21 protein-coding genes and 1 pseudogene are annotated in these 25,334 nt (G+C 67.1%); 8 read left to right on the top strand and 14 right to left on the bottom strand.

Annotated elements, in window-relative coordinates; genetic code table 11:
* On the top strand, window positions 1-1,031 hold a 1,031-nt coding region (locus KBY78_RS04815), incomplete at its 5' end, for a radical SAM protein (protein ID WP_255142630.1).
* A gap of 31 nt (window positions 1,032-1,062) precedes the next feature.
* Here the strand turns inward: KBY78_RS04815 and KBY78_RS04810 are convergent.
* Together KBY78_RS04810 and clpS are read right to left on the bottom strand one after the other, a co-directional pair.
* A complete protein-coding gene (locus KBY78_RS04810; RefSeq protein WP_255142629.1) occupies window positions 1,063-1,890 on the bottom strand; it encodes a CPBP family intramembrane glutamic endopeptidase in 828 nt (275 codons plus the stop codon).
* The gene (clpS, locus tag KBY78_RS04805; protein ID WP_006172323.1) at window positions 1,891-2,220 is read right to left on the bottom strand and encodes an ATP-dependent Clp protease adapter ClpS; all 330 of its coding nucleotides are present in this window, start codon (window positions 2,218-2,220) and stop codon (window positions 1,891-1,893) included.
* Window positions 2,221-2,297: 77 nt separating this feature from the next.
* Between clpS and KBY78_RS04800 the strand changes: the two genes are divergently transcribed.
* Together KBY78_RS04800 and KBY78_RS04795 are read left to right on the top strand one after the other, a co-directional pair.
* A complete protein-coding gene (locus tag KBY78_RS04800) occupies window positions 2,298-2,435 on the top strand; it encodes a cysteine peptidase family C39 domain-containing protein (RefSeq protein WP_255142628.1) in 138 nt (45 codons plus the stop codon).
* A gap of 62 nt (window positions 2,436-2,497) precedes the next feature.
* Complete coding sequence (locus KBY78_RS04795) at window positions 2,498-2,794, top strand: HEPN domain-containing protein (RefSeq protein WP_255142627.1); 297 nt, start codon at window positions 2,498-2,500, stop codon at window positions 2,792-2,794.
* A 255-nt stretch (window positions 2,795-3,049) separates the two neighbouring features.
* Here the strand turns inward: KBY78_RS04795 and KBY78_RS04790 are convergent, their stop codons facing one another.
* Window positions 3,050-4,285, bottom strand: a complete 1,236-nt coding sequence (locus tag KBY78_RS04790) for an LL-diaminopimelate aminotransferase (RefSeq protein WP_255142632.1) — start codon at window positions 4,283-4,285, stop codon at window positions 3,050-3,052.
* 109 nt (window positions 4,286-4,394) lie between these two features.
* Here KBY78_RS04790 and KBY78_RS04785 point away from each other — a divergent pair, with 109 nt between their 5' ends.
* The 3 genes from KBY78_RS04785 (at window position 4,395) to KBY78_RS04775 (ending at window position 10,056) form a co-directional block, all read left to right on the top strand.
* The gene (locus KBY78_RS04785; RefSeq protein ID WP_255142631.1) at window positions 4,395-7,025 is read left to right on the top strand and encodes a TIGR03960 family B12-binding radical SAM protein; all 2,631 of its coding nucleotides are present in this window, start codon (window positions 4,395-4,397) and stop codon (window positions 7,023-7,025) included.
* A 292-nt stretch (window positions 7,026-7,317) separates the two neighbouring features.
* Window positions 7,318-9,459, top strand: coding sequence for an Rne/Rng family ribonuclease (locus tag KBY78_RS04780; RefSeq protein WP_255142626.1), 2,142 nt, complete (start codon window positions 7,318-7,320; stop codon window positions 9,457-9,459).
* Entirely contained in the window at window positions 9,460-10,056 is a 597-nt protein-coding gene (locus tag KBY78_RS04775; protein WP_255142625.1) for a ribonuclease HII, read from the top strand.
* On the opposite strand, the gene KBY78_RS04770 is transcribed toward KBY78_RS04775, so the two are convergent.
* Window positions 10,031-10,543, bottom strand: a complete 513-nt coding sequence (locus KBY78_RS04770) for a DUF1997 domain-containing protein (protein ID WP_006172315.1) — start codon at window positions 10,541-10,543, stop codon at window positions 10,031-10,033. The genes KBY78_RS04775 and KBY78_RS04770 overlap by 26 nt on opposite strands.
* A gap of 60 nt (window positions 10,544-10,603) precedes the next feature.
* Between KBY78_RS04770 and pheA the strand changes: the two genes are divergently transcribed.
* A complete protein-coding gene (gene pheA, locus KBY78_RS04765) occupies window positions 10,604-11,446 on the top strand; it encodes a prephenate dehydratase (RefSeq protein ID WP_006172314.1) in 843 nt (280 codons plus the stop codon).
* Here pheA and KBY78_RS04760 read toward each other — a convergent pair.
* The 9 genes from KBY78_RS04760 to KBY78_RS04720 form a co-directional block, all read right to left on the bottom strand.
* Window positions 11,413-12,387 carry a methyltransferase domain-containing protein gene (locus KBY78_RS04760; RefSeq protein ID WP_255142624.1) on the bottom strand — a complete coding sequence of 325 codons (975 nt, stop codon included), beginning with the start codon at window positions 12,385-12,387 and terminating at the stop codon, window positions 11,413-11,415. The genes pheA and KBY78_RS04760 overlap by 34 nt on opposite strands.
* Window positions 12,387-13,058, bottom strand: coding sequence for an LON peptidase substrate-binding domain-containing protein (locus KBY78_RS04755; RefSeq protein WP_006172312.1), 672 nt, complete (start codon window positions 13,056-13,058; stop codon window positions 12,387-12,389). Before KBY78_RS04755 ends, KBY78_RS04760 begins: the two co-directional genes overlap by 1 nt.
* Before the next feature lie 153 nt (window positions 13,059-13,211).
* The gene (gene rpsJ / locus KBY78_RS04750) at window positions 13,212-13,532 is read right to left on the bottom strand and encodes a 30S ribosomal protein S10 (protein ID WP_006172311.1); all 321 of its coding nucleotides are present in this window, start codon (window positions 13,530-13,532) and stop codon (window positions 13,212-13,214) included.
* Window positions 13,533-13,757: 225 nt separating this feature from the next.
* On the bottom strand, window positions 13,758-14,987 hold the full coding sequence (gene tuf / locus KBY78_RS04745; protein ID WP_255142623.1) for an elongation factor Tu: 1,230 nt from the start codon (window positions 14,985-14,987) through the stop codon (window positions 13,758-13,760).
* A 39-nt stretch (window positions 14,988-15,026) separates the two neighbouring features.
* Entirely contained in the window at window positions 15,027-17,102 is a 2,076-nt protein-coding gene (gene fusA / locus KBY78_RS04740; RefSeq protein ID WP_255142622.1) for an elongation factor G, read from the bottom strand.
* A 102-nt stretch (window positions 17,103-17,204) separates the two neighbouring features.
* Complete coding sequence (gene rpsG, locus KBY78_RS04735) at window positions 17,205-17,675, bottom strand: 30S ribosomal protein S7 (protein ID WP_006172307.1); 471 nt, start codon at window positions 17,673-17,675, stop codon at window positions 17,205-17,207.
* A gap of 59 nt (window positions 17,676-17,734) precedes the next feature.
* Window positions 17,735-18,109 carry a 30S ribosomal protein S12 gene (gene rpsL / locus KBY78_RS04730; RefSeq protein WP_006172306.1) on the bottom strand — a complete coding sequence of 125 codons (375 nt, stop codon included), beginning with the start codon at window positions 18,107-18,109 and terminating at the stop codon, window positions 17,735-17,737.
* Window positions 18,110-18,161: 52 nt separating this feature from the next.
* Entirely contained in the window at window positions 18,162-18,518 is a 357-nt protein-coding gene (locus KBY78_RS04725) for a hypothetical protein (RefSeq protein WP_006172305.1), read from the bottom strand.
* A 65-nt stretch (window positions 18,519-18,583) separates the two neighbouring features.
* On the bottom strand, window positions 18,584-20,416 hold the full coding sequence (locus KBY78_RS04720) for a phosphodiester glycosidase family protein (RefSeq protein WP_255142621.1): 1,833 nt from the start codon (window positions 20,414-20,416) through the stop codon (window positions 18,584-18,586).
* Between the two features lie 133 nt (window positions 20,417-20,549).
* Between KBY78_RS04720 and gltB the strand changes: the two genes are divergently transcribed.
* The gene (gltB, locus tag KBY78_RS04715; RefSeq protein WP_255142620.1) at window positions 20,550-25,148 is read left to right on the top strand and encodes a glutamate synthase large subunit; all 4,599 of its coding nucleotides are present in this window, start codon (window positions 20,550-20,552) and stop codon (window positions 25,146-25,148) included.
* 30 nt (window positions 25,149-25,178) lie between these two features.
* Here the strand turns inward: gltB and KBY78_RS04710 are convergent.
* Window positions 25,179-25,334, bottom strand: a pseudogene (locus KBY78_RS04710) (magnesium protoporphyrin IX methyltransferase); the annotation flags it as partial.

Below are 25,334 nucleotides of genomic sequence, written 5' to 3'. Positions count from 1 at the left end.
GGGGCCGCTCCCTGGCTTCCGAGCGCTGCTACGTGGTGGGGGAGCCGCCGCGGCAGGGGCTGATCCATGAACAGCCCGAGGGGGTGATCAAAACCGCCTGCGACTACACCTACATCGCTTCGATCTGGCCCCAGCTCGACTGGTATCTCGAAGGCGGCGACTTTTACGTGGGCGTGCAGACCAAGCGCGGCTGTCCGCACAACTGCTGCTACTGCGTGTACACCGTGGTGGAAGGCAAGGCGGTGCGGGTGAATCCGGTGGAGGAGGTGGTGGCGGAAATGCGCCAGCTCTACGACCGGGGCGTGCGCGGCTTCTGGTTCACCGATGCCCAGTTCATTCCGGCCCGCCGCTACATCGAAGACGCCAAACAGCTGCTGCGGGCGATCCTGGCGGCCGGCATGACCGACATCCGCTGGGCGGCCTACATCCGCGCCGACAACCTCGACGCCGAGCTGGCCGAGCTGATGGTGGAAACGGGCATGGACTACTTCGAGATCGGGATCACCTCCGGCAGCCAGGAGCTGGTGCGCAAGATGCGCATGGGCTACAACCTGCGCACCGTGCTGGAGAACTGCCGTCTGCTGGCCCGGGCCGGCTTCCGCGAGCATGTGTCGGTGAACTACTCCTTCAACGTCATCGACGAGCGCCCCGAAACGATCCGCCAGACCGTGGCCTATCACCGCGAACTGGAGCGCATCTTCGGGGCCGACAAGGTGGAGCCGGCCATCTTCTTCATCGGCCTGCAGCCCCACACCCACCTGGAGCAATACGGCTTCGACCAAGGGCTGATCGAGCCGGGCTACAACCCGATGAGCATGATGCCCTGGACGGCCCGCAAGCTGCTCTGGAACCCCGAGCCGATGGGCAGCGTCTTCGGCCGGATCTGCCTGGAGGCCTTCGAAACCAACCCGGGCGATTTCGGCCGCACCGTGATGGCGCTGCTCGAGCGCGACTACGGCATCGCTCCGTTGGAGGAGGCGCTGCATGCGCCGGTGGAGGGCCGCAAGGCCCTGGCCACAGCGGTGCGCTGATTGTGAGCTGAGCGCGCGCTCTCAGCTCGGTTCACCAGAAGCGCCGCCGCACCCAGAGCAGCCCGGCCAGGCCGGCCCAGCCCAGCAGGCCGCCGATCGGATTGGGATCGGCACCGCCCGGCCCGGCCAGCCAGAGCGGCACCGTGGGGTTGATCTGCAGCGGCCCGGCCAGCAGGGAAAACCAGCCCCCCACCAGGCCGCCGTGCAGACCGACGGCGCCCCAGAGGGAGCCGCCGTCGGCCCGCCGCTGCAGCCCCAGGGCCAGCCCCAGCAGCAGCAGGCCCACCAGCAAGCCCGCCATCGGCCCGAGGCCGAGGTTGAAGCGGGTGTGGGCCAGGCTGAACACCGCCGCCTGGGCGATCAGGGCCCGCTGATCGGCCCGGGGCCCCCAGCCCAGGCGCTGGTTCAGCTCGCCCCAGAGCCAGCCCCGGAACACCAGCTCTTCGGCGAAGCCCACCCCGAGGATCAGCAACACGGCATTGACGATCTCGGCGGGGGTGAGTCCGCCGCTCCAGCGGGCCTGGCCGCTGAGGAGCAACACCCCCACCACGAAGAGGAGCAGCAGCAGGGCCTTGAGCAGTCCGCGCAGCAGCGAACGCAGGCCCACGCCCCAGCCCATGGCCACCCCAAGTGCGTGCCAGGGCCGGCGCTCCCTCCACACGGTGTTCAGGCGCAGCGGCAGGGTGAGCAGCAGCAGGGCGAAGGCCAGAGCCGTGCCCAGCAGGGCGACCTGATCGGGCCGCCAACCGCTGAGCAGGCCGGCTGCCGCAAAGGGTTGCAGCGTCAACCAGCCGAGGCCGTAGAGCAGCGGCAGATAGAGCAGGGTGCTGATCCAGCCCAGCCAGGCACGCCGGCGCACTCAGCTCTCCGGCTCGATCGTGCTGGAGAGGCCCTTGGCCTTGAGGGTTTCGCTGTAGAACTCGGCCGGCTCCAGATCACAGACGATCACCAGACCCACGCCGGTGTTGTGGGCCTCGAGCATCACGGCGATGGCGTCCTGCTCACTCAGGGAGGGCACCACCTGGCGCAGGGTGGTGACCACGTACTCCATCGAGTTGACGGGGTCGTTGTGCAGCAGCACCCGGTAGCGGGGCGAGGGCTTGCGCACCCGCTGCACCTCCTTCTCGATCACCGCGGCACCGCCGGGGCTGCGGGTCGGGGTCTCCGTGGCACGGATGGTGTCGCTCATGGCTGGGAGTCTGCCGCGGTTGTTGCGGTGTCTGGCTGGGGCAGCCTCTAGCATCCCAACTCTGAAGCCGAGCGCGGATGCGTCGTTACGCTTTCGTCGAGCAGCACAGCGAAGAGGATTGCGGCGCGGCCTGCCTGGCCATGATCGCCCGGCACTACGGCAAGAAGGTGTCCCCCCCCCCCGTGCCCACCAGCTGGCAAGTTGAGGCGGGGTGAATGGCGGCGCGGTCCACAATGGTGTCATGAACCGTTCCGCCGACTGGCTGCATTAGTAGGTGGTGGAAAAGGCTCCCAAGGTGCTGCATCTTCATCTGGGGCAGCAGGTGTGGGGCCATGGCCTGGGTCGCTCCTTCAGGGATCTGCCCTCCGAGGCCGTCGCTGCTTTGGCCGCGGCGGTGCCGCATCTTGAAGATCGGCTGCGCATTCTCGATGCGCTCTACATCCCCACCCGCTACCCCGATAGTCGTCCTGATGGAGCCCCCGTTGATCACTTTGGGCGTCTTCAGGGCGAAGATGCACGCTGCCATGCCTGTGCGCTCGTTGACGCAATCCGTACTGCGCTGGGCGGATCCTGAGCAGGTGCTGGCTCAGGCGAGCCGCTGGGCGAGCGAGCTGCGTGCCTGCCACCCTTCCCTGCAGGCGGTGGGCGTGTTCGGCAGTTACGGCCACCGCTGCCGGGCCCCAGAATCAGCGCCTGTGTCACTGGCCCCTCGATCAGCTGCCTCTCAGCTGCGACGCCTTGGTGCTGACCCCGGCTGAATTCGACCAGCTGATGGCCTCGGGCTCCCGCATGGCCCAGGAGCTGCAGCGGGATCTGCGCTGGATGTGAATCAGTCCGCCAGCGCCGCCCGCACCCGCCGCATCGCCTCGTCCACGTTCAGGCGGCTGTTGAAGGCCGAGAGGCGGAAGTAGCCCTCTCCCGCAGCTCCGAAGCCGCTGCCCGGGGTGCCCACCACATGGGCCTTGTTCAGGAGGTGGTCGAAGAAGCCCCAGGAATCCATCCCCTCGGGGGTTTTCAGCCACACATAGGGGGCCTGCTCACCGCCATACACCTGCAGGCCTGCAGAGGTGAGCTCCCGGCGGATGATCGCCGCGTTCTCCATGTAGAAGGCCACCAGGGCTTTCACCTGGGCCTGGCCCTCGGGGGAATACGTCGCCTCGGCGCCGCGCTGCACGATGTAGCTCACGCCGTTGAACTTGGTGCTCTGGCGGCGGTTCCACAGGGCCCAGAGTTCGGCCTTCTCCCCGCCTGCTGCTGTGCCCATCAGGCCGCGGGGCACCACCGTGAGCGCGCAGCGCGTGCCGGTGAAGCCGGCATTCTTGGAGAACGAGCGGAATTCGATCGCGCACTCCCGTGCCCCCTCGATCTCATAGATCGAGTGGGGCAGCTCGGGATCCTGGATGAAGGCCTCATAAGCCGCATCGAACAGGATCAGGGCGTCGTTGGCGCGGGCGTAGTCCACCCAGGCCTTGAGCTGCTCCTTGCTGGCCACCGCACCGGTGGGGTTGTTGGGAAAGCAGAGGTAGATCAGATCCACCGGCTCGCTGGGGATCTGGGCGCTGAAGCCGTTCTCGGCATTGATCGGTAAATAGGTGAGGCCGCCGTACTGGCCGCTCTTATCGGCCTCTCCGGTGCGGCCCGCCATCACGTTGCTGTCCACATACACCGGATACACCGGATCGGTCACAGCGATGCGGTTGTCCGGCCCGAGGATGTCGAGGATGTTGCTGCTGTCGCACTTGGAGCCGTCGGAAACGAAAATCTCCTCAGCGCTGATGGCACAGCCGCGGGCCTGGAAGTCGTTCGTCGCGATCGCCTCGCGCAGCCACAGGTAGCCCTGCTCCGGGCCGTAGCCGTGGAAGCCTTCCGGGGTTCCCATCGCGTCGATGGCCGTTTTCATCGCCTCACGGCAGGCCTCCGGCAGCGGTTCGGTCACATCGCCGATCCCCAACCGGATGATCGGGGCCTCAGGGTTGGCCTCGCTGAAGGCCTTCACCCGCCGGGCGATCTCCGGGAACAGGTAGCCCGCTTTGAGCTTGAGATAGTTGCCGTTGATCTGAACCACTGCTCCGGCTGGCGCTGGTGTTGGGGGCATCTTCCTATGCGGAGGGCTGCGCTCGATACGATCAGCCCACGCCCGTGACCGTGCCGCCGTGACCGTCGACCACGCGCCCATGGCGTTCGAGCAGCTGGTCGACCGCAGCGTGGCGAAGCCGGGCCGCTACCTCGGCAACGAGCTGGGCGTCGAGCCCCGCGACTGGCCGGCGGCCGCTGTGCGCTGGGCCCTCACCTACCCCGAGCTGTACGAGGTGGGCGCCAGCAACCTCGGCCACATCATTCTCTATTCGATCCTCAACGCCGTTCCCGGCCAGCTCTGCGACCGGGCCTACCTGCCGGCGCCTGATCTGGCCGCACGCCTGCGCGAGCGGCAGCAGGCCCTGTTCGCGGTGGAGAGCCGCCGGCCCCTGCCCGCCTTCGACATCCTCGGCTTCAGCCTCAGCTACGAGCTGGGGGCCACCAACATCCTCGAGATGCTGGATCTGGCGCGGGTGCCGATCCATGCCGCTGAACGGGGCGACCTGCCCCTGGATGATCCCGCCGCTCCGCCGCTGATCTTCGCCGGTGGCCCCACCGCCACCAGCAACCCGGAGCCCTTCGCCGCCTTCTTCGATTTCATCGCCCTCGGCGACGGCGAGGAGCTGCTGCCGGAGATCGGTCTGGTGGTGTCGGAAGCCAAGGCGGCCGGCCTCAGCCGCTCCGCCCTGCTGCGGGACCTGGCCCAGGTCCCCGGGGTCTACGTGCCCTCGCTCTATGGCCCGGGGCCCGATGGCATCAGCCTGGTGCCGCTGGTGCCCGAGGCGCCGCAGCGGGTGCTGCGCCGGGTGGCCACGCCGATGCCCCACTACGGCATGGGTCTGGTGCCCCACATCGAAACCGTCCACGACCGGCTCACGATCGAGATCCGCCGTGGCTGCACCCGCGGCTGCCCTTTCTCCCACCCCGGCATGCCCCCCCGCCCCGCCCGTGATGTGGAGCCCGAGGCGGTGATCGAAGCGGTGGAAACGGGGATGGAGCGCACCGGTTACAGCGACTTCTCCCTGCTCTCGCTCAGCTGCTCCGACTACCTGGCCCTGCCGGCGGTGGGGGTGGAGCTGCGCAACCGCCTGGCCGATCAGAACGTGAGCCTCACCCTGCCCAGCCAGCGGGTGGACCGCTTCGACGACAACATCGCCCACATCCTCGGCGGCCCCCGCAAGGCCGGGCTCACCTTCGCCCCGGAGGCCGGCAGCCAGCGCCTGCGCGACATCGTCAACAAGGGCCTCACCGACGCCGAGCTGCTGCGGGGCATCCGCACGGCCATGGAGAGCGGGTACCGCCGGGTCAAGCTCTATTTCATGATCGGCCTGCCGGGTGAAACCGATGCAGATGTGCTCGGCATCGCCGACACCTGCCGCTCGTTGCAGCAGCAGTGCCGTGATCTGGGCCGGCTGGAGCTGAATCTCACGATCAGCAACTTCACCCCCAAGCCCCACACCCCCTTCCAGTGGCACAGCGTGTCCACATCGGAGTTCCGGCGGCGCCAGGAGCTGCTGCGCCGGGAGCTGCGCACGCTCAGGGGCCTCAAGACGAACCTCACCGATCCGCGCCTCTCGGCGATGGAGGACTTCGTGGGGCGCGGTGACCGCCGCCTGGCGCCGGTGATCGAGGCCGCCTGGCGCGCCGGTGCCGGCCTCGATGCCTGGTTCGAGACGATCGAGGCCACCCACGCCGCCTGGACCGGAGCGATCGAGGCCGCGGGGCTGGGCGGCCGCTACCGGGCCCTGGAGATGGGCGACTGGGGCGCCACCGAAGCCCTCGGGCCCGAAGACCTGGCGGCCTTCTGCGCCCAGCCCCTCCCCTGGGATCACATCGACACCGGTGTCGACAAGACCTGGCTGGCGGAGGATCTGCAGAAGGCCCTCGCCGCGGTGGTGGTGCCCGATTGCTCCTTCGACGGCTGCAGCAGTTGCGGCGTCTGCGGGCCGGAGTTCGGCCACAACGTGGTGGTGGAGGCGCCGCCGATCCCCGTGCAGCAACCCACCCGCGCTCCTGCCAGTGAACGGCTGCAGCGGCTGCGTTTCGGCTTCAGCAAAACCGGTTCCCTTGCCCTGCTCAGCCACCTTGATCTGGTGCGGCTGATGGAGCGGGCCCTGCGCCGCAGCGGCCTGCCCGTGAGCTTCAGCGGCGGCTTTCATCCGCTGCCCCGCCTGCAGTTCGCCCTGGCACTGCCCCTGGGGGTGGAGGCTCACGGTGAGTGGTTTGACCTGGAGTTCAGCGGCAGCGTTGAGCCCTCCTTCGCCCTGGAGCGGTTGCAGGCCACCCTGCCCGAGGGGCTGCTGCTGGCAGGGGCGGAGGAGGTGCCGGTCCGTGCCCCGAGCCTGTCCCAGGAGCTGGAGGGGGCCGAGTGGAGTGTCGAGCTGGTGGCCGGCGCCCCGGGCCCGGGCGCCGCAGCCTGGGGACCTGCCCTGGAGAGCCTGCTCCAAGCGGCTGAACTCCCCTGGAGCGACACCGACAAGAAGGGGCGGCCACGCCAACGGGACTGCCGCCCTCTGCTCGAGGAGCTCAGCCTCGTTGCCGCAGGGGATGAGTCCTGCCGCTTCCACCTCGGGGCCCGCATCGATGCCCAGGGGCGGAGCCTGCGCCCGCAGCAGGTCTGCTTCTGGCTGCAGGAGCGGCTGGGGTGCCCAGTGGAGCTGGGGCGGGTGAGCCGCGACCGGCTGCGGCTTCGTCCAGCGGAACCAGGGACCCAGGGAGAGCCGTGCTAGCGTCGCTTGAAGACGGCAGATCCGTCTGTAGCTTTCATCCTGCAGACGACGTCCTACGGCACCTTGTTCTGTAGGACCTGTTCCGCGCTATGGCCGGCCTCTCTCCGGCAGCATCGCCGCGAATGGAGGTTGATCCTCCTGAGGATGCTCCTCAAAAGGTTTTTCTCCTCCGTCTTCTTTCCGCTGGTCCAGCAGTCGAGCAGCTTTGCGGCGCGCTCTGTCCAGCGGGTTCGTGCTTCAGGGATTCACTCCCATCCATGGCAGGGCTCCACAGAGCCACCCCCTATCCTCCATGCCCCAGCAGATCGTCATCGCGGAGCAACTGCGAATCGCCGCGGTGCTCAACGACGAACGTGTTGATGAACTGGTCGTAGCCCAGGGTCGCTATCAGATTGGCGACGTCTATCTCGGCCGGGTCGAGAATGTTCTCCCAGGGATTGATGCCGCTTTCGTCAACATCGGCGAAAGTGAGAAGAATGGCTTCATTCATGTCACTGATCTTGGCCCCCTGCGCCTGAGAAAAGGGGCTGCCGGCATCACCGAACTGCTTGAGCCCCGCCAGAAGGTGCTCGTTCAGGTGATGAAGGAGCCCACCGGCACCAAGGGCCCTCGCCTCACCGGCAACCTCACCCTCCCCGGCCGCTTCCTCGTGCTGCAACCCCAGGGCCAGGGGGTGAGCATTTCCCGGCGGATCAGCGGCGAGAACGAACGCAACCGCCTCAGGGCCCTCGGGGTGCTGATCAAGCCCCCTGGCGCCGGCCTGCTGGTGCGCACCGAAGCCGAGGGTGTCAGTGAAGATCAGCTGATCGACGACCTCGAGACCCTGCTCAGGCAGTGGGAGGGGATTCAGGAGGCCGCTGAGACGGCCACCCCTCCGGTGCTGCTCAACCGCGACGAGGACTTCATTCACCGGGTCCTGCGCGACCTCTACAGCCCCGAGGTCTGGCGGGTGGTGGTGGACACCCCCGCCGCTGTGGCCCGGGTGAATGCCTTCCTCGGCTCCGATCAGGCCAATCTGCTGGTGGAGCACCACGGCGACGGCACCGATGTGCTCGAGCACTACAGGGTGAACGCCGCCATCCGTGATGCCCTCAAGCCACGGGTGGATCTGCCCTCCGGCGGTTACGTGATCATCGAGCCCACCGAGGCCCTCACGGTGATCGATGTCAACTCCGGTTCCTTCACCCGCTCCGCCAGTTCGCGTGAAACGGTGCTCTGGACCAACTGTGAAGCTGCCGCTGAGATTGCTCGTCAACTCAAGCTGCGCAACATCGGTGGGGTGGTGATCATCGACTTCATCGACATGGAGTCGCGCCGTGATCAGTTGATGCTGCTGGAGCATTTCACCCAATCGGTGCAGGACGACGCGGCCCGCCCTCAGATCGCTCAGCTCACCGAGCTGGGTCTGGTGGAACTGACTCGCAAGCGCCAGGGCCAGAACATCTACGAACTGTTCGGTCGCGCCTGCCCCAGCTGCGGTGGCCTCGGCCATGTGGCTGTGCTTCCGGGCAAGGACACCCTCCAGCCCCTGGCCACCGTCACGGGCCTGGTGCGCTCGGCTGCCTCGGCCCGGGCGGAAGTGCCCAGCCCCAACGGTGCCGAACCCAGCACAACGGGCCGCCGCCGGGGTGGCCGCGGCGGTCGCGGCGGCCGTGGCGCCAGCGAAGCCACAGAAACTGCCGCTGTGACCAGCTTCGTTGCCGACACCCAGGACGTTGCCCCTGCCAGTGGGCCTGAGCCGGGCGATGGCGGTACTGCGGATCACGCTGGTGGGGGCAACCTCAGCCGCCGCCAGGATCCTGATCTGGTGGCCGTGCCGATGGACGCCGACCAGGAACTCGTCTACGGCTGGATGGGCTTCAGCCCTGCCCTGCTGCTGGATCCTCCCCCCACTGGGGAGAATCTGGTGGTGCGCGTCGTGCGGCCCGGTGAAGACGCCGATTCGGTCCTTGAGGCAGCCCGTCAGCAGCTGGCGGCCTCCGGCTCCCGCCGTCGCCGCCGCGGCGGCCGTGGTGGCAGTGGAGCCGACGCCGCCTCCTCCAGCCCCCGCTCCACCGGGGAGGTCACAACTCCCCGCCGGGAGATCGAGCCCCCCAGCCGTTACCGCCAGGACAGCCCGGACGACGACGGTCAGGCGACGCTGGTGGAGATCACCCCCTTGCCCGAGGCCTTCGGCGAGGCCGAGGAGGCTCCGATGACCACCGTGATCGAGTCCACGGTGCTGCACATTCCCGTATCCCAGGTGTCTTCGCCCGTGTCGGGGCGGGTTGGGCGCTCCCAGCCCAGGGGCCGCCAACAACCACTGCGCTCGGACGGCGGAGCCGTCGCCGTGGCGGAAGCCCCCAGCGAGGCTCCCCCCACGCCGCTGGTGGAGGAAAGCGATCCCGGCGCTGAGCCCCGCCGCCGCCGCCGCCGCTCCTCCGCCAGCGTCTGAGTGACCCACCGGGTCCTCGCCGGTGTGGATGAAGTGGGCCGCGGTTGCCTGTTCGGCCCGGTCTTTGCCGCCGCTGTGGTCTTGCCGGCCCAGGCGGCGGCACCCCTGGCGGCCGCTGGTCTGACCGACAGCAAGGCCCTGCGGCCTCGCCATCGCCAGCGGCTGGTGCCGCTGATCACCGCCCAGGCGGAGGCCTGGGCCCTCGGTCAGGCCTCCGCCGCCGACATCGACCGCATCGGCATCCGGGCCGCCACGGAGAAGGCCATGGTCAGGGCCCTGCAGCGCCTCCCCCAGGCGCCTGCCCTGGTGGTGGTTGACGGTGTCCTCCCGCTGCGGCTGTGGCCGGGCCGGCAGCGCACCCTGGTGCATGGCGATCGCCTTTGCCTGGCGATCGCAGCCGCCAGCGTGCTGGCCAAGCAGGCCCGCGATGCCCTGATCGCGCGCCTGGCGGAGGGCTTCCCCGGTTATGGCCTTGAGCGTCATGCCGGCTACGGCACCGCCCTTCACCGGGAGGCGCTGATCCGTCTTGGCCCAAGTCGTCTGCACCGCCTCAGCTTCCTGGGCAGGGTGCTCAGCGGTCCTCGCGCCAGCGGCTGAAATCCTTCAGAAGCTGCTGGCTCACCCGGGTGCGGATGCCCAGCAGGACACCACCCAGCAGGGAGCGGCCGGTGGCTTCGAGCACCCGGGGTGCAATCAGGCGCAGCATCGGTGGCCGGCTCACGCTCACGGCCATCTGGGCCTCCCCCTCCAGCCCCTGGTCGCCCACCTCCAGCCAGGAGGTCAGATTCAGCTGGAAGTCGTCCACCAGGCCAAGCCCCTCCAGGTGACACTCCACCGCTTCGAGCTCCAGGCGTCCGGGCCGCCGCTGGGCGCGCAGCTGCACCACCGGCTTGACCTGAAGTTGGAACACCTGCAGCCGCGTCACGTCGTAGCGGTAGTGCCCCGGTCCGAGGCGGGTCAGCTGGCTGGGATCGAGCAGGGCCTGAATCACTCTCTCCTCGTCGTCGAGGTAGGACACCAGCTCCCCGGCCCGCTCGTCGATCGCGAGGCTGAGCTGCTGGCTGGCGCTGAAGGCCAGGGTCATCGCCTCGTCTCGGTGGCCGGGGGGGGATGATCTTATCGACCGCTGTTTCACCCCTTCACCATGCGTGTTGCCTTCCTCGGCCCTGCCGGCACCTACGGCGAGCAGGCGACGCGGCAGCTGGCGGCCCTCGAGGGGATCGACGCGCCGGAGTTGCTGGCACAGAGCGGCATCCGCTCAGTGGTCAAGGCCCTGGCGGAGGGCCGCTGCGATGCCGCCGTGGTGCCCGTGGAGAACTCCGTCGAAGGAGGGGTGACCGCTTGCCTCGATGGCCTCTGGGAGCACCCCGACCTGCGCATCCGTCGCGGTCTGGTCTTGCCGATCCGCCATGCCCTGCTGGGTTCCGGGCCGATCGAGCGGGTCAGTGAAGTGCTCTCCCATCCCCAGGCCCTGGCCCAGTGCAGCCTCTGGCTGAGCGAAAATCTCAGTGAAGCCCTGCAGCTGCCCACCAGCTCCACCGCCGAAGCGGCCCGTTTGGTGGCCGGCAGCCGCTTCCGCGCGGCGGTGGCCTCACCCCGGGCCGCGAAGGAGCATGGGCTCGAGGTGCTGGCCTACCCCATCAACGATGTGCCCGGCAACTGCACCCGTTTCCTGATGCTGCAACGGCAGGTGGAGAGCCAGACGGAAGCGGCCACGCTCTGCAGCCTGGCCTTCTCGCTGCGCAGCAACAGCCCCGGTGCTCTGCTGGAGGCCCTCAGCTGCTTCGCTCGGCTGGGGCTCAACATGAGCCGGATCGAATCCCGCCCCTCCAAACGCGAGATGGGCGAGTACATCTTCTTCGTGGATCTGGAGATGCCAGCCGACCCCCGGCTGCTGGAGGAAGCGATCGAAGCCCTGCGCGGCCACTGCCAGCACCTGGCCCTGTTCGGGACCTACCCGCTCACCAACCTGTCCGAGGAGCCGTAGCGGAACACCCCGAAGCGCATCATCCCGGTGCTGAACGCCCAGTGCATCAGCAGGAGCGTGGGCGCTTCCCTCAACCCCTGCAGCACGGCTGCTGGTCCCAGGCTGAGGATGGCGCCGGGGCGGCGCACCCCTTCGAGAATGGAGTCGATCCAGGAGGGCAGGGTGGCCTCACTCCAGTCGGCGGTCTCCACGGCACAGGCCCGCCGATGGGGGCTGGCTTCCAGGTTGCGGCGGAAGGAGGGGATGGAGGCAAATTCCGGATGGGCCCACTGGTGCAGCAGCTGATCCATCACACAGCGCGCCAGCCCGTTGAGCTCGCCGTCGGCGGGATCGCGCCGATTCCAGTCGGCCACCACCAGCTGCCCTGCCGGGGCCAGGACCCGCAGCAGTTCATCGGCATAGCGCTGCTTGTCGGGCATGTGCGGCCCCGCTTCCACGCTCCACACGGCCTGGACGCTGCCGTCCTCCAGCTCCAGAGCCAGGGCGTCCATCACTGCGAAGCGGCAGGAGAGCCCGGAGGGCGTGAGCTGGCGGGCCCGCTCCACCTGGGCTGGGCTGATGCTGATGCCCAGCACGTCGAAGCCGTAGTCGCGGGCGAGGATGCGGGCGCTGCCGCCGATGCCGCAACCCACATCCAGCAGCCGGGTGCCGGGGGGTAGCTGGTCGAGGCCCGACCAGCGCACCAGCTCATGCACGAACTCTTCCTTGGCGGCCCTGAAATCGCGGGTCACCGGGGGGTTGCCGTAGTGCCCGAGGTGAACGTGCTCACCCCAGAGGTTTTCCAGCAGCCGATCACCGGTCCAGCGGTCGTAGGCCTCAGCCACGGTGGCCGTGCTCTGGAAGCGGCGGTCACGGCGCTGCCATTCCCGCACCAGGGCAAGACTGAGCAGACCGGCTCCGGCGCCGATGGCCAGAGGCGGCAGCCAGGTTGGCAGCGGCATCAGGAGGGTTCCTGCCTGGGTTCCCCTAGGTCCTTGAAGGTGTCCTTCAGGACCGTGCGGGCCGCCAGCTGCCGCCGGGTCTGATCGAGCAACGCGAATTCCTGGCGCAGGCGTTCGGAGGTGTCGGTGAGCTCCAGCAAAGCCTGCTGATGGTCGGCCACAGGCCCCCCCAGGTGGGAGCCGATCCAGAAGGACAACTCACGCGGTAGATCGGGCAGATCAGCTGGAAGGGTGGTCGGCTTGCCGATCAGTTTGCCGGTGAGATCCACCACATCCCGCAGGGCCTGGGTGACCTGGTGCCCCAGATCCTGGAGCACATCATGACTGGTGCTGGGATCGTCCTCGATCCAGCTGACCATGGCCACACGGAAAGGGGCTTCGCGCACCACTTCGAGCACGCGAAATCGCTGCTGGCCCAGGGTGACGATGTTGCTGCGATCGTCGTCCTGGGTCTGGCATTGAAGAATTTCAGCGCAACAGCCCACCTGGGCCATCTCCTGCTGATTCGGGTCCCAGCGCACCACGCCGAAACGACGGTCGGTTTCGAGCACCGTTCGCAACATCATGCGATAACGGGGCTCAAAGATATGCAGGGGCAAGACTTCCTGCGGGAACAGCACCACATCCGGCAGGGGGAAGAGTGGGAGTTCCCTCACGGCCAGATCACTCACGGAAGGTCGGCGGGGCGGCAATGGGTGGTCAGGGCTTTGGTCAGTGGGGCAGTGGGGCTGCTTTGGGCGCCTGAACGCTGAAGTCAGTCTAGAAAAAAAAGACCCACCGGGAGGGTGGGTCCAGGAATTCGTCGCGTCGAGGCGGCCGCTGGCTCAGAGCTTCACTTCGATGTCGACGCCGCTGGGCAGATCGAGCTTCATCAGCGCGTCGATCGTCTTGGCGGTGGGGCTGTAGATGTCGATGATGCGGCGGTGGGTGCGGGTCTCGAAGTGCTCACGGGAATCTTTGTCCACGTGGGGCGAGCGCAGCACGCAATAAATCTTGCGTTTGGTGGGCAGGGGGATCGGACCGATGGCCGTGGCGGCGGTGTGATCGGCTGTTTCGATGATCTTTTCGCAGGACAGATCCAGCATGCGGCGATCAAACGCCTTGAGACGGATGCGGATCTTCTGCTGGGCGATGGCGGCTGACATGGCAGGACTCGTGGGGACGCAGGCCTTGGTGGAGACCGCGGCCGAAGAACAGGGGAAGAGGTGAAGGAATGCAGGGAATAAGGCCGGCCGGGGCCATGCTCATTCCCGCCGAAGACAACCGAAGCCGGTTGGGGACAACTTGTCGAGGTGCGTGACGAGGGGCTGATCCAATGATGGAGTCAGCCCCTGACTCAAGGGAAACGGCTGAGCTCAGCCGTTTCAGCTTCAGGCGACGATCTTGGAGACCACGCCGGCACCGATGGTGCGGCCGCCTTCGCGGATGGCGAAGCGCATGCCCTGCTCAATGGCCACCGGGCAGATCAGCTCGGCAGACATCTTGATGCGGTCACCGGGCATCACCATCTCCACGTTGGTGCCGTCGTCGGCGGTGAAGGCGGTGATCTGACCGGTCACATCCGTGGTGCGGATGTAGAACTGGGGCCTGTAGCCAGCGAAGAAGGGAGTGTGGCGACCGCCTTCTTCTTTCTTGAGGACGTAGACCTCACCTTCGAACTTGGTGTGGGGCTTGATCGAGTTCGGCTTGACCAGCACCATGCCGCGCTCGATGTCTTCCTTCTGCACACCGCGCAGGAGCAGGCCGACGTTGTCTCCGGCCATGCCCTCGTCGAGCAGCTTGCGGAACATTTCCACGCCGGTGACGGTGGTTTCGCGGGTGTCCTTGATGCCCACGATCTGGACGGTTTCGCCCACTTTCACCTTGCCACGCTCGATCCGGCCGGTGGCCACGGTGCCACGACCGGTGATCGAGAAGACGTCTTCGACAGCCATCAGGAAGGGCTTGTCGATCTCACGCTCAGGCTCGGGGATCGACTCGTCGACCGCATCCATGAGATCGAGGATCTTGTCGACCCACTCGTTCTCGCCGCGGATGCCCTTGCCGCCGCCCTGGATGTGCTCGAGGGCCTTGAGGGCGGAACCGGCGATGATGGGGATGTCATCACCAGGGAAGTCGTAGCTGCTGAGCAGCTCACGCATTTCCAGTTCGACGAGCTCGAGGATTTCCTCGTCGTCGACCATGTCCTTCTTGTTGAGGAACACCACCAGGGCGGGAACGCCCACCTGCTTGGCCAGCAGGATATGTTCCTTGGTCTGGGCCATCGGGCCGTCGGTGGCGGCCACCACCAGGATGGCGCCGTCCATCTGGGCGGCACCGGTGATCATGTTCTTGACGTAGGCCGCGTGACCCTGGCAGTCGACGTGGGCGTAGTGGCGGTTTTCTGTTTCGTACTCGACGTGGGCCGTGTTGGTCGCGAGGCCCCGCTCCTTCTCTTCAGGAGCACCATCGATGTCGTCGTAGGCCTGGGCCTTGGCCTGGCCAAGGGAAGCCAGCACGTTGGTGATGGCGGCAGTGAGGGTGGTCTTGCCGTGGTCGACGTGGCCGATGGTGCCGATGTTGACGTGAGGTTTGTTCCTCTGAAACTTCTCGCGAGCCATTGAAGGAAAGAATCGGGGGGTGTGGTTAGGGTTGAGAGATCAGGAATTGCCCTGATTCTTGGCGATGATGGCCTCAGCAACATTGCGAGGAACTTCCTCGTAATGGCTGAACTCCATCGAGAAAATACCCCGACCCTGGGTCATGGATCGGAGTTGAGTGGCGTAGCCGAACATTTCGGCCAGGGGCACCTTGGACTGGACTTTAGACTGTCCGTTGTCGATGGACTGCCCTTCGACCTGTCCGCGACGGGAAGACAGGTCGCCGATGACCGAACCGAGGAAATCCTCGGGGATCTCGACTTCCACCTTCATCATCGGCTCAAGAAGTACGGGATTGCACTTCTTGACGCCGTCTTTGAAGGCCATGGAGCCGGCAATCTTGAACGCCATTTCGGAGGAGTCCACATCGTGGTAGGACCCATCGACCATGGTGACCTTGATGTCGATCATTGGGAAGCCTGCAATCACGCCGGACTGACAGGTCTCCTTCATGCCGTTCTCGGCTGGTCCGATGTACTCCTTGGGCACGATGCCGCCAACAATCTTGTTGACGAATTCAAAGCCGGAACCGGGTTCACCGGGTTCCATCTCGATCACCACGTGCCCGTACTGGCCTTTGCCACCGGTCTGTCTGGCGAACTTACCTTCACCCTTGGCTCTGGCGCGGATGGTTTCGCGATAGGACACCTGTGGTGCGCCGATGTTGGCTTCCACCTTGAATTCGCGCAGCATCCGGTCCACCAGGATCTCCAGGTGCAGCTCGCCCATGCCGGCGATCACAGTCTGACTGGTTTCCGGATCGGTGGACACCCGGAATGTTGGGTCCTCTTCCGAGAGCGATTGAAGGGCCTTGGAGAGCTTCTCCATATCTCCCTTGGTTTTGGGCTCCACCGCCACGGAAATCACCGGTTCAGGGATGAACAGGGATTCCAGGATGATCGGGTCGCTTTCCACACAGAGGGTGTCCCCGGTGGTGGTGTCCTTGAGGCCGAGCACGGCGCCGAGATCACCGGCACGCAGCTCGTCCACCTCCTCACGGTCGTCGGCTTTGAGCAGAATCAGGCGGGAGATGCGCTCTTTCTTGTCCTTGGTGCTGTTGAGCACGTAGCTGCCCTTCTGCAGTACCCCGGAGTACATGCGCACAAAGGTGAGCTTGCCGTAGGGATCGGCCATGACCTTGAACGCCAGGGCGCTGAAGGGGGCGCTGTCGTCGCAGGGACGGTTCGATTCGGTGCCGACGGGGAGCAGGCCGGTGATCGGCGGCACGTCAATTGGGGCGGGCAGGTAATCCACCACGGCATCCAGCACCAACTGGACGCCCTTGTTCTTGAAGGCCGAACCGCAGAGCATCGGCACCAGACCATGCTTGACCACGCCAGTGCGAATGCCCTTGATCAGCTGCTCCTGGGTGAGTTCACCATTCTCCAGGTAGGCCTCGAGCAACTCTTCGTCGGTTTCGGCTACCGATTCCATCAACTTGCCGCGCCACTCGGCGGCTTCCTCCTTCATGTTCTCGGGGATCTCGCCTTCGAGGATGTCGGTGCCGAGATCGTTGGTGTAGAGAATCGCCTTCTCCCGCACCAGGTCAATGATGCCCTTGAGTTCTCCTTCAGCGCCGATGGGCAGCTGCAGCGGAACGGCATTGGCCTTGAGGCGGTCCTTGATCTGGTCGTAAACCTTGAGGAAGTTCGCGCCGGTGCGGTCCATCTTGTTGACGAACACGATCCGGGGTACGTTGTAGCGATCGGCTTGGCGCCACACCGTTTCGGACTGGGGCTGCACGCCACCGACCGCACAGAAGACGGCCACGACGCCATCAAGCACCCGCATTGAGCGCTCCACCTCAATGGTGAAATCGACGTGCCCGGGGGTGTCGATGATGTTAATGCGGTGATCCTTCCAGCTGGTGGAGATGGCCGCTGCCGTGATGGTGATGCCGCGCTCGCGCTCCTGCTCCATCCAGTCGGTTACGGCGGCGCCATCATGCACCTCGCCCATTTTGTGGACCACCCCTGAATAGAACAGGATCCGTTCGGTTGTGGTGGTCTTGCCCGCGTCGATATGGGCTGCAATGCCGATATTTCTGACGCGGTCCAGGGGATAGGCGCGGGCCACGGGGAAGGTCTCCGGTGTTTGATCGACGAATTTTGCGGGCGCAAGCTTAAAGGTTGACCTGATCTGACTGAAGGCGCCCGCCGTTCAGCCAGGAAAGGGTGCTCAGTAGCGGTAGTGAGCGAAGGCCTTGTTCGCCTCGGCCATCTTGTGGGTTTCTTCGCGCTTGCGCACGGCACTGCCGGCTTCGTTGGCGGCGTCCATCAGTTCACCGGCCAGCTTCTGGGCCATGCTGCGGCCGTTGCGGGCCCTGGAAAAGTTGACCAGCCAGCGCAGGGCCATGGCGGTGCCGCGTTCCTGCCGCACCTCCATGGGCACCTGGTAAGTGGCGCCGCCCACCCGGCGTGCACGAACCTCCACCAGCGGCGTGGCGTTGCGCACGGCCGTTTCGAACACTTCCAGGGGGTCAGTGCCGGTGCGGTCGTTGATCAGCCCGAAGGCGTCGGAGAGGATCCGCTGAGCGGTGGACTTCTTGCCGTGCTTCATCAGGCGCGCCACGACCATCGAGGCCAGGCGGCTGTTGAACTGGGGGTCAGGAAGGACTGGGCGCTTCTCAGCAGCGTTGCGGCGGGACATAAACCTGAGGGGATCGGCGGTGCGAGGGAGGTGGGATGACGGAAATCAGGCCTTGAAGGTCAGCCCTTGGGGGTCTTGGCGCCGTACTTGGAGCGGCTCTGGCGGCGATCCTTCACACCAGAAGTGTCGAGGGTGCCGCGGATGATGTGGTAACGGACGCCCGGGAGGTCCTTGACGCGGCCTCCACGGATCAGCACCACGGAGTGCTCCTGGAGGTTGTGGCCGATCCCGGGGATGTAGGCCGTGACTTCGAAGCCTGAGGTGAGACGCACGCGGGCCACTTTTCGAAGGGCCGAATTCGGCTTCTTCGGAGTGGAGGTGTACACGCGGGTGCAGACCCCACGGCGCTCTGGGCATCCGCGCAGAGCCGGGGACTTGGTCTTGCGGGTGAGGTGCTGCCGCTCGGTGCGGATCAGCTGCTGAATCGTGGGCATCGAGGGCCGGAGAATTAGGCCGGACGTCCGACCGTTTCGACAATCCGTCACCTTACTTTGTCGTGGTCCCCCCAGGGCCTGTGCGGCTGAAGGCGGCTCCGCAGGCACAGCAGCTCACTCCCTCGCTGGAGCGGATCAGGAAGCCCCCACCGCTGAGATCCCCGCGGTAATCGAGGCTCAGCCCCGCCAGGAGTGGAACCTGGGCAGACGGGGAGTGCAGGGTGATGCCATCGGCCCTGGCCACGGGAACCCCGGCGAGATGGCCCGGACGAATCCGGATCACCCAGTTCTCGCAGCCCCCCTGCACCAGGTCGAGGTGCATCAGGCCGGGGGTACCGGCCACGGCGGCCTGGCGGCCCAGCTCGGCCGCCGCCGCAGAAGACAGGCGCAGGCTCAGACCCTTGGGCATGGGGCGGTGGTGCTCGTTGGCGGCAGAAGCAGGTTCCAGCTTGCCAGGGCTGGAGCCTGTGCGGTTCAGCTTCCGGCCCTCTCGTCCCCCTGGGCCCGCTCGCTTCGGGGCACCAGACCGAGGCCGTTATGGATGGAGGCGGCCACTCCCCGGCCCCGCACCGTCTGGGTGTTGCCCACGAACAGTCCGGTGGAGCTGCCGCCATCGAGGTTGAGGGCCTCGCGCAGTCCCAGTTGCCGCAGCAGGGTGGCCGTTTCGCCCAGGGTCGGCCCGGCGTGATCCACCCCCTGCAGTGTCAGCAACCAGATCTGACGGCCATCGCTGCCGATCACGGTGCGCGGGGCGCCTTGTCCCTGGAAAGCGCTGCTGAAGCCTTCGGCCGTGCCGTTGAGGACGACCCGACCACCCAGAAGCAGAAGGGGGCCGCCCCCCATCACGTAGGCCTGCTGGCCGAGCGGGTCGCTGGATTGGCTGGAGAGCGTCAGCCGGCTGGCCTCGGGCCAGGGGGGCATCACACCGGCCCTGCCAACCACCAGGGTGTCCTCGCGACCCAGGGGAATGCCCCGTTGCAGTTGGGCGCCGTTGAGCCGCTGCAGCACCACCCCGTCCCGGATCAGCACCCCCGATTCGTTGCCGCTGAGGGCCTGGTAGCCGGCCCCCCAGTCGGCGGTGTATCGAGCCAGGCCACGCTGCACGTAACCACTGTTCAGGCTCGAAAGCGGCCAGCGCTGCCCCCGCTCATCGATCAGCTGCTCCTGCAGGGCCAGCCGGCCGAAACTGGGCAGGCCTCCGGGCTGCCAGCCGATGGCGCCGCGGTTGAGGATCGGTCCGGAGAGCCAGCGCCCCTCGGCCTTGAGGGCCCCCAGCGGCAGGCGCCGGATGCGGTTGAAGTAGCCGCCGTTGATGGCCACCAGGGCCTGCTCGCGCTGGGCCAGGGCCGTGAGAGAAGTCAGCCCCTGCATTCCGTCGGGGCGGGTGAGCAGCCGCAGATCGAGGGGACTCTGCTGAGGATCGAATCGGACGCTGCTGATCAGCATCCGCCGCGATCCCACCGGCAGCACCTGGCGATTGATGCTGACGCTGCGATTGAGCAGGGCCTGCAGCCGGGGGTCGAGGGGCGGCACGGCCGGGGCCGTCGCCGTTGCTCCCCCGGCTGCCGGCCCTGGAGGGATGGCGAACACCACCCGGTCGGGCCCCCCGAGGGTCAACACCCGGCCACCACCGCTCGGGCGCAACAGCAGCCCCTCCCGGCTGGCGCTGACTGCCACCCCAAGTGCCTGCAGTTGAGAGCGCTGGTTGGCGGTGCTGCGCAGGCCCAGCAGGATCTGACCAGACTCCTGGCGGACCACGCCCGCCCCATTGAGATCCAGCACCACCTGGCGATCGGGTCCTGGGGGTGAGGCCCTCACCCGCACCAGGCCGGGCAGGGGCATCTCCAGAAGCAGGCGGTCTCCGTCGCTCTGAATGCGGACCCCAGCGGCCTGCAGCAAGGGGCTGGCCTCCACGGCCACCTCATCGTCAAGGCTGCGCTGCTCGCTGGTGGGCACCAGCTGTTTCCGCCCGAACCACTCCAGATCCAGGCTTCCATCGACGCGGGTGCTGCTGGCTACCCCCAGCTGCCCCTGCAGCACCTCAAGTGGCAACCACACCTGGGCGGGGTTGCCCCCCACGGCCGGGAGCCATTGCCAGCGGGCGCTCTGCTCCCGTCCGTTGATGACGATCCTGCGGCCCTCCTGGCGTGGAGGGGTAGGGCTGCGGGCCAGCAGATCCTGGCCGCTGGTTCCAGAGATGGGAGCGGTCGGTCCAGCCTGGGCCCGGGAGAGGGCGCCGTCGGCGGCCGGCAGCAAGGCCATCATCGCCAGGCTGATCAGTCCGGCTGGAAGGGATCGGCACCGCATCACAATTGGACCCGCATGCGTTGGTGGTGAACGCTAACGCTGAACGCACGTCTCTAGGATCAAAATCCTCTCCCGCGCGGAAGTCGCCTTGCTTCGAGGCTTCTGCGGTCTACCGACAGGTTTTTGCCGGGCTATGCCTTTTCATCGCCGCTCTGTTTGGCCCCATTGCGACAGTCCGGCACCCAGGGAGGTCGCGGGAGAAAAGGATGCCTGCGGGGTTGGCTTCCTGGCCCAGCTCAGCGGTGAACCCAGTCACTGGCTGCTGGAGCAGGCCTTGCGTGGTCTGGGCTGCATGGAGCACCGCGGCGGTTGCGGCGGCGATGGCGATTCAGGCGACGGCGCCGGTGTGCTCTGCGGCATTCCCTGGAGCTACCTGGGGGAGGTCTGGCCCGAATCCGCCCTGGCGGCGGAGGGTCGGCGGGGCCTGGGGATGGTCTTCCTGCCGGTCGCGGAGCCGAAACGCCAGGAGTACAAGCGGTTGTGCGAGCAGGCTGCCTCCCTGGTGGGTCTGCGCAGCCTGGGCTGGCGAGACGTGCCCGTTGAGCCCTCCGTGCTCGGCCCCCTAGCGCTCCAGACCGCCCCACGCATCGAACAGTGGCTGGTCGAAGGCCCCGAGCCGGGCGATGCGCTCGAATCCCTGCTGTTCCGCTGCCGCCGCCGGGCCGTCGATCTGGTGCGGGCGGCTCCGGGCGGTGATCCCAACGACCTTTACTTCGCCTCTTTCAGCGGCCGCACCCTTGTGTACAAGGGCATGGTGCGCTCCGAGGTGCTGGCGGCCTTCTATGCCGATCTGCGTGATCCGCGCTTTGCGGTGAGTTTCGCGGTTTATCACCGCCGCTTCAGCACCAACACCCTGCCCCGCTGGCCCCTGGCCCAGCCGATGCGGACCCTGGGTCACAACGGCGAGATCAACACCCTGCTGGGGAACATCAACTGGGCCCAGGCGGCTGAGTCCCATCTCGATGCGGTCTGGGGAGAGGCAGCCTCCGACCTCAAGCCCGTGGTCAACGCCGCCTTCAGTGATTCGGCCAATCTCGACGCCATGCTCGAGCTGATGGTGCGCAGCGGCCGGCCGATCACCGACAGCCTGCTCACCCTGGTGCCGGAAGCGTTCCGCCAGCAGCCCGAGCTGGAGGCCCGGCCGGATGTCCGAGCCTTTTACGAGTATTCCGCCTGCCTGCAGGAGCCCTGGGACGGCCCGGCCCTGCTGGTGTTCAGCGACGGCCGCACGGTGGGCGCCACCCTTGATCGCAACGGACTGCGCCCCGCTCGCTACTGCATCACCAGCGATGGCCTGGTGGTGATGGGTTCGGAAACCGGGGTGGTGGAGATCGAGGAAAGCCGCATTGTCGAGAAGGGCCGCCTCGGTCCCGGCCAGATGCTGGCGGTGGACCTCGAGCAGGGCCGCCTGCTGCAGAACTGGCAGGTGAAGGAGGAGGTGGCCTCCCGCTATCCCTACGCCGCCTGGCTGCAGGAACATCGTCGCTCGCTCGAGCCCCAGCCCTGGCGCACCGAGCATCAGCTTGGCGACCTCGACCTCCTCCGCCATCAGACCGCCTTCGGCTTCACCGCCGAGGATCTGGATCTGGTGATCGAGGAGATGGCCGCCCAGGGCAAGGAACCCACCTACTGCATGGGCGACGACATCCCCCTGGCGGTGCTCTCCGACAAGCCTCACCTTCTCTACGACTACTTCAAGCAGCGCTTCGCCCAGGTCACCAATCCTCCGATCGATCCACTCCGCGAGGAGTTGGTGATGAGCCTGGAGATGCACCTGGGACGGCGAGGATCGGCCCTGCGGCCAGACCCCTCGGCCGCCTCAGTGCTCCACCTCGCCACGCCCGTTCTCAACGAATCCGACCTGGAGGCCCTGCCCAGCCAGGGCCTGGCCACCACCACCCTCACCACCCTCTATGGGCTGGATCAGGGGCCAGCTGGCCTGGAGGCCGCTGTGCAGCGTCTCTGTCAGGCGGCGGAGCAGGCCGTGCAAAACGGCAGTCAGATCCTGGTGCTCTCCGATCGGGCCGCCGAGGGCCTGAGTGCCACCACCACCTTCATCCCGGCGCTGCTGGCCGTGGGCACAGTCCACCAGCATCTGCTCAGGCTTGGGGTGCGCCTGCACTGCTCCCTGGTGATCGACACGGCCCAGTGCTGGAGCACCCACCACCTGGCCTGCCTGGTCGGCTTCGGTGCCAGCACTGTCTGCCCCTGGCTCACCTGGGAGACCACCCGCCACTGGCTGGACCACCCCAAGACCCGCTCCCTGATGGAGCGCGGAAAGCTGCCGGCAATCGACGCCGCCCAGGCCCAGGCCAATGTGCGCAAGGCCCTGGAGGCCGGTCTGCGCAAGATCCTCTCCAAGATCGGCATCTCGCTGCTCGCCAGCTATCACGGCGCCCAGATCTTCGAGGCGATCGGCATCGGCGCCGATCTGATCGACCTGGCCTTCCGCGGCACCACCAGCCGGGTGGCGGGCCTCAGCCTGCGTGATCTCGCCAACGAAACCCTGGCGTTCCACGCCAAGGCCTTCCCCGAGCTCAACCGAACCAAGCTCGAGTTCATGGGCTTCGTGCAATACCGCTCCGGCGGTGAGTTCCACCTCAACAGCCCGGAGATGGCCAAGGCCCTGCATGCGGCCGTGGCCGCCGGCCCCGGCTACGACCATTTCGCCACCTACCGCACCCTGCTGGAGAACCGCCCGGTCACGGGCCTGCGCGACCTGCTGGAGCTGCGCCCCGCCCCCACCCCCCTGCCGATCGAGCAGGTGGAGAGCGTCGAGAGCATCTGCAGCCGGTTCTGCACCGGTGGCATGAGCCTGGGGGCCCTCTCCCGTGAGGCCCACGAGGTGCTGGCGGTGGCCATGAACCGCATCGGCGGCAAGAGCAACAGCGGTGAGGGGGGAGAGGATCCGGCCCGCTACCACCCGCTCACCGACGTCGACGCGGACGGCCGCTCCGCCACCCTGCCCACCCTGAGGGGCCTGGTGCCCGGTGACAGTGCCTGCTCGGCCATCAAGCAGGTGGCCTCGGGGCGTTTCGGTGTCACGCCTGAGTATCTGCGCAGTGGCCAGCAGCTGGAGATCAAGGTTGCCCAGGGGGCCAAGCCCGGTGAAGGGGGCCAGTTGCCCGGTCCCAAGGTGGATGCCTACATCGGCTGGCTGCGCAACAGCAAACCCGGTGTGGCGCTGATCTCCCCGCCGCCCCACCACGACATCTATTCCATCGAGGATCTGGCCCAGCTGATCCACGATCTGCACCAGGTGCATCCCGCAGCCAAGGTGTCGGTGAAGCTGGTGGCCGAGATCGGCATTGGCACGATCGCCGCCGGCGTGGCCAAGGCCAACGCCGATGTGATTCAGATCTCCGGCCACGACGGCGGCACGGGAGCTTCGCCACTGAGCTCGATCAAGCACGCCGGCAGCCCCTGGGAACTGGGCCTCTCCGAGGTGCACCGCAGTCTCCTGGCCAACGGACTGCGCAACCGGGTGCTGCTGCGCGCCGATGGCGGCCTCAAGACCGGCTGGGATGTGCTGATGGCGGCCCTGCTCGGCGCCGAGGAATACGGATTCGGCTCGGTGGCCATGATCGCCGAGGGCTGCATCATGGCCCGTGTCTGCCACACCAACAATTGCCCGGTGGGGGTGGCCACCCAGAAGGAAGCCCTGCGCAAGCGCTTCACCGGCCTGCCGGAGCACGTGGTCAATTTCTTCCTCTACGTGGCTGAGGAAGTGCGCCAGCTGCTGAGTGTGCTCGGCGTGGCCCGGCTGGAGGACCTGATCGGCCGGGTGGAGCTGCTGCACCCCCGGCAGGTGGCCCTGGCCAAGACCAGTGCCCTCGATCTCACCTGCCTGCTGGCCCCGCTGCCCGGTTCCGACGACCGCAGCTGGCTGCGCCATGACAGTCAGGCCCATGGCAATGGAGTGATCCTCGAGGACCAGCTCCTGGTTGATTCCGAGGTGCTCGCGGCCATCGAGCAGCACGGGCAGGTGGTCCGCCGCCTGCCGATCGTGAACACCGACCGCAGTGTCGGGGCCCGCCTGGCTGGCGAGGTGGCTGCCCGCCACGGTAACAAGGGGTTCAAGGGGCTGCTCGATCTCTGCTTCGAGGGTGCCGCCGGCCAGAGTTTCGGTGCCTTCAACCTGCAGGGCATGAACCTGCGCCTCGAGGGGGATGCCAACGATTACGTCGGCAAGGGCATCAACGGAGGCCGCATCACGGTTGTGCCTTATGCCGCAACCCGTGATCCCGGCAACCAGGTCATCCTGGGCAACACCTGTCTCTACGGCGCCACCGGAGGCGAGCTGTTCGCCCTCGGGCGGGCCGGTGAACGCTTCGCCGTTCGCAACAGCGGCGCGCGAACCGTGGTCGAAGGCTGCGGCGACCACTGCTGTGAATACATGACCGGTGGGGTGGTTGTAGTGCTGGGCAGCACCGGCCGCAACGTGGCTGCGGGCATGACCGGCGGTGTGGCCTTCCTTCTCGACGAGGAGGACGCTCTGGCAGGCCTGCTCAACCCCGAGATCGTCTCGGTCCATCCCCTGGAGACCCCGGAGCAGGAGCCACTGATCAAACCGCTGCTGGAGGCCCAACGCGAGCTCACCGGCAGCCGCAAGGCCGCTGAGATCCTGGCGAACTGGCCCCAGTGGCGCTCACGCTTCAAGGTCCTGGTTCCCCCCAGCGAGGTGGCCACGGTGGGTCTGCTGGAACGGGAGAAACTGGCCATGGCCAGCTGAGCCAGGCTTGGTTGATGCCCCTCGGGCGTGTTAGGCGACGCAGCCGCGCTCGAACACGATCAGGCGCGTGAAGTTGAACTGAGCCTGGTCGAGGCTGCGGCGCCGGGTCTGGAAGCCGGTCTCGTCGGCGGCGGGGTCGATGCCGTCCTCCCTCAGGGTGTAGGCCCGAGTGGTCTTGCTCGGCCC

The organism is Synechococcus sp. EJ6-Ellesmere, assembly GCF_024345875.1.
Taxonomy (GTDB): Bacteria; Cyanobacteriota; Cyanobacteriia; order PCC-6307; family Cyanobiaceae; genus Regnicoccus_A; species Regnicoccus_A antarcticus.
Note: the sequence above shows the minus strand (reverse complement) of the source record. Positions and strands in the feature narration are given on the sequence as shown.